This window comes from Okeania sp. SIO2C2 (assembly GCF_010692625.1).
Classification (GTDB): Bacteria; Cyanobacteriota; Cyanobacteriia; order Cyanobacteriales; family Microcoleaceae; genus Okeania; species Okeania hirsuta.
The window spans coordinates 24,521-39,177 of sequence record NZ_JAAHGM010000024.1 but is presented as its reverse complement, the minus strand read 5'-3'; the positions used below and the strand labels follow the sequence as shown (position 1 = coordinate 39,177).

Annotated in this window: 10 protein-coding genes; 9 read left to right on the top strand and 1 reads right to left on the bottom strand. The window is 33.9% G+C overall.

Features of this window, described 5'->3' with window-relative positions; translation table 11 throughout:
- Positions 1-1,108 precede the first annotated feature (1,108 nt).
- A complete protein-coding gene (locus tag F6K18_RS19655; RefSeq protein ID WP_287523129.1) occupies positions 1,109-2,488 on the top strand; it encodes an aldehyde dehydrogenase in 1,380 nt (459 codons plus the stop codon).
- A 1,031-nt stretch (positions 2,489-3,519) separates the two neighbouring features.
- On the opposite strand, the gene F6K18_RS19650 is transcribed toward F6K18_RS19655, so the two are convergent.
- Positions 3,520-5,001, bottom strand: a complete 1,482-nt coding sequence (locus F6K18_RS19650) for a tetratricopeptide repeat protein (RefSeq protein ID WP_287523126.1) — start codon at positions 4,999-5,001, stop codon at positions 3,520-3,522.
- A gap of 1,123 nt (positions 5,002-6,124) precedes the next feature.
- On the opposite strand from F6K18_RS19650, the gene F6K18_RS19645 reads away from it, so the two are divergent.
- The 8 genes from F6K18_RS19645 to F6K18_RS36745 all read left to right on the top strand — a co-directional run bounded on the left by F6K18_RS19645 (position 6,125) and on the right by F6K18_RS36745 (position 14,635).
- Positions 6,125-8,758: a sulfotransferase gene (locus F6K18_RS19645; RefSeq protein WP_287523123.1), complete on the top strand. Its 2,634-nt coding sequence runs from the start codon at positions 6,125-6,127 to the stop codon at positions 8,756-8,758.
- A 215-nt stretch (positions 8,759-8,973) separates the two neighbouring features.
- Positions 8,974-9,834: a hypothetical protein gene (locus F6K18_RS19640; RefSeq protein ID WP_287523121.1), complete on the top strand. Its 861-nt coding sequence runs from the start codon at positions 8,974-8,976 to the stop codon at positions 9,832-9,834.
- A gap of 40 nt (positions 9,835-9,874) precedes the next feature.
- Entirely contained in the window at positions 9,875-11,812 is a 1,938-nt protein-coding gene (locus F6K18_RS19635; protein ID WP_287523118.1) for a class I SAM-dependent methyltransferase, read from the top strand.
- A gap of 37 nt (positions 11,813-11,849) precedes the next feature.
- Positions 11,850-12,146, top strand: a complete 297-nt coding sequence (locus F6K18_RS19630) for a tetratricopeptide repeat protein (protein ID WP_287523115.1) — start codon at positions 11,850-11,852, stop codon at positions 12,144-12,146.
- 259 nt (positions 12,147-12,405) lie between these two features.
- Entirely contained in the window at positions 12,406-12,588 is a 183-nt protein-coding gene (locus tag F6K18_RS19625; RefSeq protein WP_287523112.1) for a hypothetical protein, read from the top strand.
- Positions 12,589-12,639: 51 nt separating this feature from the next.
- Entirely contained in the window at positions 12,640-13,806 is a 1,167-nt protein-coding gene (locus F6K18_RS19620; RefSeq protein ID WP_287274123.1) for a glycosyltransferase, read from the top strand.
- A gap of 230 nt (positions 13,807-14,036) precedes the next feature.
- Entirely contained in the window at positions 14,037-14,558 is a 522-nt protein-coding gene (locus F6K18_RS19615) for an L-histidine N(alpha)-methyltransferase (RefSeq protein ID WP_287523109.1), read from the top strand.
- Positions 14,528-14,635, top strand: a complete 108-nt coding sequence (locus tag F6K18_RS36745) for a hypothetical protein (RefSeq protein WP_353735127.1) — start codon at positions 14,528-14,530, stop codon at positions 14,633-14,635. Before F6K18_RS19615 ends, F6K18_RS36745 begins: the two co-directional genes overlap by 31 nt.
- The last annotated feature ends 22 nt before the right edge of the window (positions 14,636-14,657 follow it).

The window sequence follows — 14,657 nt, the reverse complement described above, 5'->3', positions numbered from 1 at the left end:
CACCCCTCGCCCCTCCCCCTCCCAGCTATGCTTTACCCACATCTTTCTTAACATAAAGCTTGACAAAATAGACAAGTTATGCACAAGTATTGGCTCGGCTTTTTCAACATAAATAATGTACTTTTATATACATTTGTTTTGAAAACCCCAGTAGTTTTACTTAGCTACTATGATTTTTTCTCCTTTCTCCCCTGCTCCCTGCTCCCCTGCTCCCCACAAGGGTTTCAAGACTTATGGGTAAGGGATAGCCCTCCCAGGAGGGGAAGTAGGGGATTTGAGCCGCCCTCCAAAAATATTTCGCCTTAAAAGGCGGGGTTTTCGGCCTAATTATTTTGATAAATGTTTGCTACATTTTATTGAGTGGAAGAGTAGGGGATAAATAAACATCAGAATAATTAACAATAACTGGCGTGGTAATTATCAAAAAAGTTATTGAATAAGAGTATTAATTACTTAATAACTGAAGTGCTACTTAAGTTAAGCATTCTTTTTTCAAATTGGTATAACACCTAACACCTACTACCTACCACCTACTACTTACCACCTAACACAGCTTCACATAAAATTGGTATAGCGTTTCCCAAGGTCGTGAGGTACAGTTATCTTTTTGTATTTTTATTCCCTGTTCCCTGTTCCCAGATCCGGTGTTCCCTCAAGCCTAAAATTTTGTACCTCACGCTTTTTGGGAATTGCTATATAGCAATGTGCGCTGGCATATTTACAAATTACAAGAGGTGTCCAATAGCTAAAAGTCTTATATCCCACATTCCGTACGTCAATTTGTAGTGTTAAAAGTAGTATATAAATCCGTAGCTTGGTAGGTATTTATACTATGCAAATCATCTCAATTACTTTTTTCGTTGATCAAATTCCGAGTAAAAAATTTACGCATAAATACTTGCTATACATGATTACTCAATCACGGCAGCTATGATTTTCTTCTAAAATTCTGTCTCCTGTCTCCTGACTCCTGACTCCTGATTCGATACTACATTTTGTGATGCGGAATGTGGGTTATATTATAAGTTTTTTATTCCCCCAGATAGCTGTTGCCTGTTGCCTGTTGCCTGCGCACAGCGCTATATCAGATTGATTTAAGAGAAAAACTATGAATTTCAACCAATCATTAATCAGTAAGATATTAAATAAACAACGTCAATTTTTTGCCACAGGAAAAACTAGAAATGTTGAATTTAGAATAGAACAACTTAAACTTTTAAAACAGGTTGTTTCAGACGATAGAGAACAAATAATTGCTGCTATTAAAGCAGATTTGAATCGACCAACTTTTGAAGGTTATTTTGAACTTGGTTTTGTCAAAGAGATAAATAATGCAATTAAAAAACTAAAATATTGGACAAAACCTCGAAAAGTTTCTACCCCAATGGAACAGTTTCCTGCTGGAGCAAAAATTTATCCAGAACCTTTAGGGGTAGTTTTAATTATTGGTCCTTGGAATTATCCTTTTCAGTTAGTAGTATCTCCCTTATTAGGTGCTATTGCAGCAGGAAATTGTGCAATTATTAAACCTTCAGAAGTAGCTGCTAATACATCTGAGGTTGTGGCTAATTTAATTGCTAATACTTTTGACCCTATTTATATTGCTACAGTTACAGGAGGAGTAGAAATAACTCAGCAGTTATTAGCAGAAAAATTTGACCATATTTTCTTTACTGGAGGTAAAAAAGTAGGCAAAATAGTGATGGAAGCTGCTGCTAAAAATCTCATACCTGTTACTTTAGAATTAGGTGGAAAAAGTCCTTGTATTGTTGATGCTAATGTTCAGTTAGAATATACGGCAAAACGTATTGCTTGGGGAAAGTTTATTAATGCTGGTCAAACTTGTGTTGCTCCTGATTATTTATTAGTAAATCAAGCAGTTAAATCAGCTTTATTAGATAAAATCAAAAAATATATTGTTGAATTTTATGGTAAAAATCCTGCTAATAGTCCAGATTATTGTCGGATTATTAATGAAAAACAATTTAGTAGATTAACTAACTTACTGCAAGATGGAAAAATAGTTATTGGCGGTGAAACTAATTCAGAGGACCGCTACATTGCTCCAACAATTATTGAGGGGGTTTCTTGGGATTCGTTAATTATGCAAGAGGAAATTTTTGGACCTATTTTGCCTGTTTTAGAATACAGCAATTTAGAAGAGGCGATCGCTATGGTTAATTCTCGTCCTAAACCTCTATCACTTTATTTCTTTTCTCGAAACAAACAAAAGCAAGAGCAAGTTTTAACAGAAACTTCTTCTGGAAATGTTTGTATTAATGATACTGTGATGCAATTTGGAGTAGTATCTTTACCATTTGGCGGTGTAGGCAATAGTGGTATTGGTCGTTATCATGGCAAGGCTAGTTTTGAGACTTTTTCTCATTACAAAAGTGTGTTGAAAAAGGGTTTATGGTTTGATTTAAATTGGCGATATGCTCCGTACAAAAATAAAATAAGTTTGATTAAAAAAGTTATTTTTAAGTAATACCAAATTGATAAATGTTTGCTACAAATATCTAGGGTATTTCTTAGGAGTCAGGAGTCAGGAGTAAGGAGTCGTATGGGAATGGCTTTAATACCATTTTTTAAGGCGTAAATTATCTTTTTCTCTTGGTGTGCTACCAGGTGCGACTGTTGTCGTCGCGGGGTTGCACCACTTTCTCACAGGGACATCTCCTGCACTTGTCTTTTTATCGCTCTTACTATTCGTAACATTCTTTTTTCAAAATGGTATAACATTAAAAGTAGTATAAAAATCGGTAGCTTGCTAGGTATTTATACTATTTCAATAATTGATAATTGATAATTACCTCTATTATTTCCTACTGAATTGCAGAATTGCTGTTTGCAGACCATGACCTAGGAAATTCTGACTCCTTTTTTATACTAGATTTTGAAGTGCAGAATGTAGGTTGTAGTAATGCCTGAAAAGTGTGAGGAAAAAATTCTATGTTTTAGGGAACAGGAAATAGGGAATAGGGAATAGGGAACATAAATTGCAATTCAACTGTATTTCACTATTTTAAAAAATGCTGTAATTTAACATTTGTTGGAGATAGGGAAAAGAGAAGATTCAGACATCATAAAATATATCTTAGTAGTAGATATGCAAATAATTTTCCCTATCTACTTAACTAGCAGTTAACTAATAGCTTTCAGCTTTGGTTGAACTTCCTGACTTGTAGACATCGGATAATACCAAATCCCAAAAAGTTTGCCATATAGCCATATATCTTTGTAACTGAGTAGATAGGGAAATGGGAAGGTAGGGAGTGGCGAGATGTTGAACAATTAATAATTAATAATTAATAATTACCTCTCCCTAAAAGGAAGAGGATTGAATAAAAGGAAAATTTTTTCTTGTTTCTCCTTTAAAGGAGAGAATCTTTACCTTAATTATTCAGCAACACTTCAGTTATTAAGTAATTAACTTATGCCCATGGAATTTTTTTGCTAATTTTACCCAAATTAATGTTAATTATTCTTATGTTTACTTCTCCCCCACTCCCCTACTCCCTACTCCCTATTCTTTGATTTTGCCTGTAAATTTTCTAAAGCTTGATGAGCGCTAGATAAATTTGGTGCAAGTTCAATAGCTTTTTCTAAAGAAGATATTGCTTGTTCATCTAAGCCTAAATTAGTCAAAGCTTCGCCCAAATGATAATGTACAATACCCGAACTTGGATGAAGTTCAATTGCCTTATTATAAGAAGCGATTGCCTCATCCCACTTTTCCAAACTTGCCAAAGCATATCCTAGTTTATGGTGAATATCGGCAGCAGTGGGATTAAGATTTATCACTCGACGATAAGCAGAAATAGCCTCCTCAATAAACCCTTGTTGTTCCATAATTTCTGCTAATTTCAAATGAGAATCTATTACTGTTTTATTCTGTTGTTGTCTTCTCGCTAATGCCTCTTGTAGATGCTGATTAAACTTTTGATTATCTGGTTTAATTTCGACAGCTTTTTGATGACAATTTATTGCTTCTTCCCACTTTTGCATTTCTGTTAATGCTTTTCCCAACTGGTCATATACAACTGCTGAATTGGGATTAATTCTGAGAACTTCACGATATTGAGCAATAGCTTCTTCCCATTTTTTGAGTTGAGCAAAAGCATAAGCTAACTGATGATGAATTATTGCTGCATTAGGATTAAATTCAATTGCATTTTGATAGGCAGCAATAGCTTCTTCCCATTTTTTGAGTTGTGCTAAAGCTGCTCCTAAATGATGATAAATTTCGGTATTTTTGAGATTGAGAGAAATAGCTTGCATACAAGAATCAATGGCTTCCTCCCATTTTTGTAACTTAGTTAAAGCTAGCCCAATATAATAGTAAGCTTCTGCTAAATTGGGATTTAAATCAAGAGCATGACGATAAGAAATAACTGCTTGTTCGAGTTGACCAGAGTTTTCTAGAACCTTACCTAAACTCAAATGATATTCTGGCAAATAGGGATTAATTTCAATCCCTTGATTAAAAGCATCTATGGATTCATTCCACTCTTTTTTATTTGCTAGAGCTTCCCCTAAATCTTGATAAGCTGAAGCAAAGTTTTGGTCAATTTCAAGAGCATGACGATAAGCAACTATTGCCTCATCAAATAATCCTTGTTTTGCCAAAGCAAATCCTAAACTACTATAAAATTTGGGAAATTCTGAATTAATTTCAATCGCTTGGTTTAGATAAATAACTGCCTCATCAAATCTATCTAATTTAATTAAAATTTCTCCTAAATTATAGTAAGACCAAGAATAGTTTGGTTGCAGTTGAATTCCTTGGTGATATATATTTGCTGCTGCTTCTAAATTTCCTTGTAAACTAAGAGTTTCTCCCAAGTTTTGATAAGCTACTGCTGATTTAGGATTAAGTTGAATTACTTGTTGGTAAGCATCAACAGCTTCTGCTAAATTACCTTCTCTTAGTAGTTTATTGGCAGTATGAAGATAGCTAACACTGCTTTCTATTTCTGTTGCCATTGTTGAGGTTGACATTGTTATTTAAAACTTCCTTTATTTGATAGTTATGGATTGGGTAATACGACTCATTAATTTTTGATATTTGACAGTCTTTTAGTAGGTTAATTCTGTCTGTCAATTTAGATATCATGAAATTACCCTGATGTAGTTAACATCATATAGGAAATGCTTTCCTATGTCACTTACTTGAGCCAAGATTACTAAATTTACCAGAGTAAATTTAAAATTTTATTATAGGCTAAATTTTGATCGAGAAATAGTTTTTATTGAGTGTTTAAACTATTTAAAGAAGGAGGAAATATTTAGTTATCTCAGAGATAAGGAACAAGTGGATGGGAATACTGAAAAGTTGCCACTTCGCTCCACAGGACCCCAAGCAATTGTAGACATTGCAGGTGAGGTGTGAGATATTAAACTCATCAGGGAAAAAATAACTTTATTTGTAAAAGAAAACCCAATTTCGCTTAACAGAGAAGATAAAATCTAGGTTTTCCTACTCGCGAACCTGTGAATATATATTTTTTTTAATTTTTTCCCACACTTCCCACACTCTCTCTAGCATTACTATGCACCACTACCAAAATCTAAATGTGTCTTAGCTGGAGTCAGAAGTCGGAACCTCATCAGACTTTCTGAGTGGATTGGCAAGATGATAAAATCAGGTAAATCAAAATAAGACTAAATTTATTTGAGTTTGTCCTAATGAGACTTACAAAAAACAGAAGTAGAAAAAAGGCTCAAATATAGACAGGTAGATGTTTTGATGTCAAAAAAGCATAAATCATTAATGAGCAAGGGTTTTCGGCATTTCATCCATATAATTCCCTTGTCTAGACTGATTTTCTGGTATTTTTTCTCCCAAAAAATGTCTAAGTAGGACTAACTGAAAATTCAGACAGAAATGGATAAATGGTAACAAGCAAAAAATTAATATAAGTCATTGACAAATTTAGATGAATAATGGTAATCAGAGTTAAAATTATATAGCGCTGCTAACTTATCCTAATTAATAATTAATATTAGAGCTGCTTAAGTTAGTAAGTTTTGTATAATAAATTAACTCCCTAGTAATTCTAATAATTGATGTTCAAAAAAATTATATAGTAATATTAATAACCAATACATAATCAAAATCAATATGATACACAAAACAGAAAAATCAACTCTAATTATTACCAGTATGCACCGTTCTGGAAGTTCTTTGACAACTTCCATCCTACAAAGTTCTGGTTTACATATTGGTCGGAAATTAATGGAGGGAACAGAAGATAACCCTCAAGGATATTTTGAAAATTTAGACTTCTATGAATTTCATCAACAAGTATTAGAATCTCAAGGAATAGATAGAGATGGTTGGACACTCCAAGAAAGAATAGATATAGAAGAAAATTTTGTAGAAAGAGCAAAAGAAATTATCGCCAAAAATTCTATAAGTGGAAATTGGGGATGGAAAGAACCTCGTACAACTTTGTTTCTAGATTTTTGGGCAAATATACTGCCAAATGCCAAATTTTTATTAATTTATCGTTCTCCTTGGGAAGTAGTTAATTCTCTATATAGTCGGCAAGATAAAATATTTCAAAGTCAGCCAGAATTAGCAGTAAAATCATGGTTACACTACAATCAAAAAATTATTGATTTTTATAATTATGCTGCTAATCGTTGTCTATTGACAAATATTCAAACAATAATAAATAACCAAGAACTATTTATTGAAGCAATAAATCAAAAATTTAAGACAAACTTCAATTATCCCGCTGACAATATCTACAAACCATCATTATTTAATAATCAATTATCAGTAGAAGACCATAGATCGACTCTCATAGATTATTACTTTCCTGAGGCTATAGAAATGTACCAGGAATTAGAAGCAAGAGCTTGGAAACCAGCCAATGAAATACCAGACTTTTCCTGGCAAGAAAAAATTAAATCATCTCCCTATAGAATTTGGGCTTTTCAAGACTGGATGAATTTCTGTAGTGTAGAAAGTCAGAATAAAGACTTACTAGCAGAAGTAGAAGAATATAAAGATCGATACCAACAAAGTCAATTAGAACTAACACAAACTAAGTCTGAATTAACACAAACACGAGATGAGTTACAAAAATCTGCTTCTCAACTCGATACCACCGAAACAACATTATTAGAATCTAAAAAACAACTCCAGGCTACAGAAACAGTATTAGAAGAAACTCAGTCTCAACTGAAAAAAATTGAACATATTCAAACCAGATTTGATCAAATAGAAAAAGAACTTATACAAACAAAATCTGAACTACACCAAACTCAAGGAGAGCTAGTACAAAATCAGTCACAACTACATCAAACACAAGAAGAACTAGAACAATTTACTTATAGACTTCAGCAAACAGAATCAGTATGGCAAAAATCTCAATCTCAGGTAGAAAAAACAGAAGTATTGTTAGAAAAGTCCGAATCACAAAATAAACAAACTCAAGCAGAATTAGGGAAAGTAAAACATAATTTGTATGAGACTCAAGCTAAATTAAAGGTTTGCCAAAATCAGCTACACCAAACTCAAGAAGACTGGGAAGATTCTCAGGTTAAGTTAATGGCAAATGAGAAGAGTTTACAACAATATCAAGAACAGTTAAACAATGTAGAGACAGAATTAGAAAACTCCCACTCACAACTGAAACAGACTCAGGCAGAATTAGGATTAACAAAACATAATTTATGTGAAACTAGAGACGAATTAGTAGTTTATAAACATCAGTTACACCAAACTCAAGAAGAGTGGGAATATTACCAGTCTCAGTTAACAGCAACTGAGGTAATGTGGCAAGAATCTCAGTCACAGTTGCAGGCAAAAAAGGCCGAGTTAACAGAATCTAATTATCAACTAAAAAACCATAAACAAAAGTTAGAAAAGTATGAATATGAGCTGCAAAAAACTAGCAAAGAATTACAACAAACTCAATCTCAGCTAAATCAAACTCAAGCCGAGTTAACAGAATCTAACTCTCAACTAAAACAAAAAGAAACAATATTGCAACAGTCAAAAACACAACTAAAAGAAATTCAAAAAAATCAGCAGGAATGGGAAAAATCTAAATCTCAATCACATAAAGCAAAGCAAGAATTGAAGCGAACTAACCTACAAATGCAAGAAGTTCAAACAGAATTAGTAGAATCTAATTCACAACTGCAACAGACAGAAACACTATTGCAACAATCTCATTCTCAAATGAAACAGACAAAAACATTATTAAAAGAGTTTCAAACTCAGCTATATCAAACTGATGAAGAACGAAAAAATCAGCAACTACAATTACAGGAAACTCAGACAATATTGCAACGAATTAAGACTCAATGGAGGCAGACAGAAATATTATTGCAACAATCTCAATCTCAAGAACAAAATGCAAAAAAAGAATTAGTGAAAACAAAGTCTAAACTAACACAAACTCAGTCAGAATTAGAAAAATTGCAGTATCAACAAGCCATTCTGATAAATTCTAAATCCGAGAGTCAAACAGAATATCAACTATTAGTTTGGGAAGCTTGGTATGCTTATCAAAAAGGTAATTTGCTTGAAATGCAAGAGCGCCTTCAGAAATCTTTGAAATATACTGAAAACTCTCGGGCAGAAATAGTAATGGAATGGTTAGATAGTTTTGCTAATTTCTCTCAGCAAAAAGGTCTAGAGTTAGATAGTCAAAAGCTGACAAATTCTGAAGAATGGCAAAAATTGATGAAGCGCACTATGAAAATTCAGCAGAAAGTTTTGGTAAGTAGTGAAAAATAAGTGAGTAGAAGACAGATTTAATTAAATAAAATTAGACAAATAAAACATGAGCAAAAATACTACATAAATATTCAACAGAAGAAATTAAATCAGGAATATAGGGAACAAATGGAGGTAGGATAAAGTCACTTACTCAGTATAGTTAACTTATTTTTAGAATTTGATTTTATCAAGATGTTGGTAATATTTGAAGAAATTAAGGGGAATATAAATTAATGGCAGCAACAACAGAAAAAGAACTAGAAGAAGCTAAGGCTAAATGGCAACAAACTCAACAAGAGTTGGATCAAACTAAGTTCGAGTTGCATGATGTCAGAGAAGAGTTGGAGCGGACGCAATCTCAATTAGATGAGGTATTAGGAGAGTTGGAGCAAACCCACTTTGAGTTATATCAGCTTAAGGAGAAAGGAGAGCAACAGCAGTCGGAATCAGATGGAGAAGTTAAGCAGAAATTGGCAGTAACCAAGTCCAAGTTGCAGGAGACCAAACAGTTATGGGAGGAGTCCCAGTCGCAGTTAGGTGAGACGATGGGAGTGTTGGAAGAGTATCAGTCTCAAATGGAGCAAACGATGGCGACATTGGAAGAGTTGCAAGGAAAGTTGCAGGAGAAGCAGGAAGAGTTGGAGCAGGTTAAGGCAGAGTTAGCACAGAAGCAGTCGGGGTCAGAGTCTGATTTGCACAAACAGTTGGAGGAAACTAACTCTCAGTTGCGGGAAACTGAGCAGTTGTTAGATGAGTATCAGTTGCAATTAAGTGAGACAATGGAAGTATTGGAGCAATCTCAATCACAATTGCAGCAAGCTCAGTTGAGAGAGAAACAGGAACAACAACAGCCACGATCGGACTCGGAGTTGCACAAAGAGTTGGAGGAAACTAAGTCTCAGTTGCGGGAAACCGAGCAGTTATTGGAGCAGTCGCAGTCTCAGTTAAGTGAAACAATGGATGTGTTGGAGAAGTATTATTCTCAACTTCAGGAAACTCAGTTGAAAGAGAAAGAGCAGTCAGAGTCAAAGTCTCAATTAAAGAAGGAGTTGGAGGAAACTAAGTCTGACCAAACTAAGTTCAAGGTAGATTAAGAGTGAGAAACTGTTAGAGCATTCAGATGAGCAAAATCGATTGTTCAAAATACACAATGCCATAGTCAAACCCATTCAGATTCAGGAACAACATAATAAGTGGTCAGGGGGTGTAGTTTTTCCCAATAATATGCCAGAAATATTCCGTCATCGACGAAGCAATATCAATTTAGATCAAGAAAAAATATTCCGTCATCAACGCGGTGGTAGTCTAGAGCAAGAAATAGTCTACTTAGATCAGTTCATAGAAGTGAATGAAAAAAATAATCTTGGCAGCGACAACAGTGATACTCATCAGATTGATAGTTCAAAAACTTACCATGGTACATATATCTACGGAGGTCCTTTTCATCCACACTTTGGGCACGCTTTGACTGAAAGTATTCATCGTCTTTGGGCATTTGATATCAGTATTCATGATGGCATTGTTTTTACTATTTCACAACCCCCCAATACCTCCCTAGCTGAATATACTTTTCCTTTATGGTTTACTCAAATACTAGAAATTATAGGCATACCGCTAGCTAAATGTGTTTTAGTTACAAATAACCACTGTATTTTTGAAAATCTTATCATTCCAGAACCGGGTAGTGAGCTAACACTTGGACAAAAGAAATGGTATTTCTCTTATTTAGAAAAACTACAGCACAGGATTTTTGAGTTAACAAATAACCTGAGAAAAGATAAACCACAATGGCTTTTTTTAGGAAGAAATCATATCCCTTTTAGTGGAGTTATAGCAGGAGAAAAGTATTTTGAGACTCTGTTCACTGATGAGGGTTATGTTTCATTAAAACCAGAAAGCTATGACGTTATTGAACAACTTGCTTATCTGATCAATGCCAAAAAAATTATATTTAGTGAAGGAAGTTCTATATACCTTCTAGAATTAATAAATTATTTAGACGCTGAAATTGCTTGTATTCCTAAAAGAGGAGGCAATAAATCTTTCTATCCACATCTTAACAGCAAGTGTCGTAATTATATTATTGCTGGAAATCTTCAAGATATTCTAGGCTTAACTGACTGGAGGAAACATGGAATCAGAAAACCACTCAGAATAAACAGACATCCAGACAAAATTGTTGAATCACTCAGAAAACATAATTTTTGCTCGTTGAAAAAATGGAATGACCATCAGTTTTTTACTGAAGAAAAGCATTATATTAGCGCCTACATAGATAGAGCTTACAATTTCTTACCAAATAGCGATCCTATGCATCGTATAGGTGTTATGCAAAAGTATTTACAAGTGCGTGGTACAACTCAAGAAAAGTCAGTTGATATGTCCATTAAAAGTCGCAGCGATCGCCTCAACAAGCTTGCTAGTATTAATCAATCATCCAGATATCTAGAAATAAGAGTATCAAAAGGTATAACTTTTAATGCAGTAAATATTACCAATAAAGTTGCCGTCGATCCTCAGTTCAGATTAAATAAGGATAAATATGCCACTGAAAAAGTGGTATTTCTAGAAGTTTCCAGTGATGAATTTTTCAAAAGTTATGCCCAGAAGTTTGAATCATTCGATTTAATTTACTTAGATTGCCTGCATACTTTTGAACAAACTTTTCGAGACTTTTGTGCTTCCATTGCTGTGGCACACTCAAAGACTATATGGTTAATTGATGATACTTGTCCGAGAAGTTATGCTCAAGCACAATCATCACTACAGCGTTGCCGACAAATACAGAATTTTTCTGGGGAAAAAAGCGCTGCTTGGATGGGTGATGTATTTAAAATAGTTGCTGCCATACATGATTTTTTTCCTCAGTATAGTTTCGCCACTTTCCCAGATCATGGACAAACAGTAGTATGGCAGAAATGGAGGAAAGATTTTCAGCCTCAATGGAACAGCTTGGAAATGATTAGTCAGTTGGAGTATGCTGATTTTGTTGAATTGCAGAGTACGTTATTTAAAAGAGAGCCATACAATAATATCTTTGAAAGAATTAGGCATCACCTTGGTACATCATAAAATAAATTTCTGAGATTAGATAAAATATTTAAATTCAATGAGTTATATAAAAATAGGAAATGAATATTTACGTCAAGGTAAATTAGATAAAGCTATTCAAGCTTACCAAGCATCTATTCAATTAAATCCAAACTTTCACTGGGCTTATTATAAGTTAGGAGATGCTCTAAAAAGAAAAGGTCAAATACAGGAAGCAGAGCAAGTTTATCAGAAAGCTGATTTCCTCAAAAATCAACTAGAAAATAATCAATTTAATACTTACAGTAATCTGAGTAAAACTTACGAAAAGCAAATTCAGGAAATATATCAAGCTAACATTAGTATTCAAGCATAAATAGAACAATTAAGGTAGATTTTATCTCCAATCATCAATAGATCATTAAGTCAATTATCTGTTAATTTTGATATTTCAAATAAACAGAATAGGGTTTGATCAAATAAGATACTTGTAGAATTTTTTCTAGATATTGCAAAATTTTGAAAACCAGATGATTTTTTTGATATTGGCTCTCGTGATGGTAGCGGGAGTATTACTTTCAAAAAAGCTGTTCCGACAGTAAAGTGTTATGCTTTTGAAGATAATATTAACAATTATGAAACTTTTAAAGGCAGTGAGTAATTATAATGGAATAGCTGATTTTTATATTCCAACAAAAATTCATGGAAATAAACTTTATAAAAATATAGGAAATGCTTCATTGATGACTAGAGAAACAAAAGATTGTCAATATCAAAGTACAAGAGTAAGAGCGATCGCTATTGTTGCTAAATTATAATCACATAACTATACTTGAATTGAAAAATTGAAAACAAGAATTAATTAATTAATGTTAACCCCTGTAGAGGTGCTTCAAATAATTTGCCTGATACCGATAGTCGGTGGTTCTGTATATTCAATCCTCAGTGTATGGACTACTAGACAATTTTTGAGGAAAACCACCCCAGACATAAATGCCACAGAAAAATTTCACCCACCTGTCACTGTACTGAAACCAGTACGAGGTATTGAAAAAGACCTCAAGTCAAACCTGCGTAGCATTTCTATTCAAGATTGGCCTGAGTATCAGGTAATTTATTCAGTTCAAGACCCTGAAGATTTAGCCCTCCCTATTCTTGAGGATATTCAAGCAGAAGTAGACACTCAGAAGATTTTCGTTGTCATTAGCAATGTTCAAGGAGGAGCTAATGGTAAAGTCAATAATTTACTTGGTGCCATAGCTGAGGCACACCACGATATCATTATTATCAGCGATAGTGACACAAATCTCAAACCTGACTATATCAAAAATATCATAGCTCCTCTATCCAATCCCGACGTGGGATGTGTCTGTACTCTCTTTAAAGCCAAAAGTGCCTACCGATGGTTTGAGAAGATGGAACTATTAACCATGAATGCAGACTTTATTCCTAGCGTGATATTTGCAGCAGTTACGGGAGCATCCAATGCTTGTTTGGGACCTTCCATAGCCATAAATCAAACCACACTACAAGAACTTGGTGGTTTAGAGAGTCTAGCAAATTATCTTGTAGAAGACTACGAACTTGGACGGAGGGTTTGGACTTCTGGGAAAAAAATGGTGCTTTTACCTTATATTATTGATGTAGTTGTAGACTTGAAGAATTGGCGACAATGGTGGACTCATCAAATTTATTGGGATCAGAATACATATTTAGCACGTTCTGGGCCATTTATTGCAACTATATTAATCCGAGCAGTACCTTTTGCTATTTTCTTCGCTGTGGCACGAATGGGAGACTTATTGGGACTAGGAGTATTAGGGATTACAATTGGTTTACGACTTCTGACCAGTGGGATAATTTTAAAAGAGTTGAAAGATGCTGAAGGTTTAAAAAGTCTTTACTTATTGCCTTTGCGCGATCTTTTTGGTTTAATATTTTTTGCTCTAGCGTTGACTAAGCGTACAGTAGTATGGCGTGGCATTAAGTATAAATTAATTAATAATGGGAAAATGGTTCCTGTCAGCAAGAAATAATTTTAAAAGCGTTTCCTGACGGAATGCTCCGCAAACAGATACAATTATCTATGCACAAGTTTTTAAGCTGATAGCTGTTAACGTAGTTCCTCTGTAGGAGGCTAGCTAATAGCTGATAGCTAGTTAAAATTAGGCAAAAAATCTAAAAGTATCATATCCACTGTTTTTTTTATTCATCAAATGAGAAGTTCTATAGTATTATTATATTTTACTTACAAAGAAAAATCATTATGACAGACTTTCAAACCTCATTTCTTTGTGATGTAAAATCTCTATTTTTGCAGCAACAGGAAGAAAATCTAGCTCCTTATTTGTACAGTACTCCTAATATTGAGGACGATTCTGCCAATGGTGAAGGATGTTACCAAGAACTAATATCTCAAAATTTAAATTATTATCTTTACAAGGAAGAAATCAAATTAATTAATAATAAGGCTAGCCAAATAGCTGCTTATGTTCCACCAGGATCTAATGTTATAGAATTTGGTCCGGGTACAGATATAGCTTTCAAAAATAAAAGTCTGCCCTTCCTTAAAGAAATTAAACAATTGAAAAGCTATGTTCCTATAGATTTGTGTCAAACTTATCTGGATCAGAGTGAGGAAATTTTAAGCCGAGAGTTACCAGAAATATCAGTTGAGAAAATCAATACAGACTTTATTAAGAAAATCGATCTGATTAAAAACTTTACTAAACCCGTAGTTTTTTTAAAGGAAGTACAATTACCAATCTTTCTACAAATAATTGCCTGAAATTTTTTGAAATAATTTTACAACCACTACAACCAGATGGTATTCTCATTGTTGGTGTTGATTCAAATCAAAATTAGTCGTCATTAAAAGGAGCTGATG

Bases quoted from the DNA above. Each gene is read 5' to 3' on its own strand.
- F6K18_RS19655 (WP_287523129.1), top strand. From the start codon at position 1,109: ATGAATTTCAACCAATCATTAATCAGTAAGATATTAAATAAACAACGT.
- F6K18_RS19650 (WP_287523126.1), bottom strand. From the start codon at position 5,001: ATGTCAACCTCAACAATGGCAACAGAAATAGAAAGCAGTGTTAGCTAT.
- F6K18_RS19645 (WP_287523123.1), top strand. From the start codon at position 6,125: ATGATACACAAAACAGAAAAATCAACTCTAATTATTACCAGTATGCAC.
- F6K18_RS19640 (WP_287523121.1), top strand. From the start codon at position 8,974: ATGGCAGCAACAACAGAAAAAGAACTAGAAGAAGCTAAGGCTAAATGG.
- F6K18_RS19630 (WP_287523115.1), top strand. From the start codon at position 11,850: ATGAGTTATATAAAAATAGGAAATGAATATTTACGTCAAGGTAAATTA.
- F6K18_RS19625 (WP_287523112.1), top strand. From the start codon at position 12,406: ATGAAACTTTTAAAGGCAGTGAGTAATTATAATGGAATAGCTGATTTT.
- F6K18_RS19620 (WP_287274123.1), top strand. From the start codon at position 12,640: ATGTTAACCCCTGTAGAGGTGCTTCAAATAATTTGCCTGATACCGATA.
- F6K18_RS19615 (WP_287523109.1), top strand. From the start codon at position 14,037: ATGACAGACTTTCAAACCTCATTTCTTTGTGATGTAAAATCTCTATTT.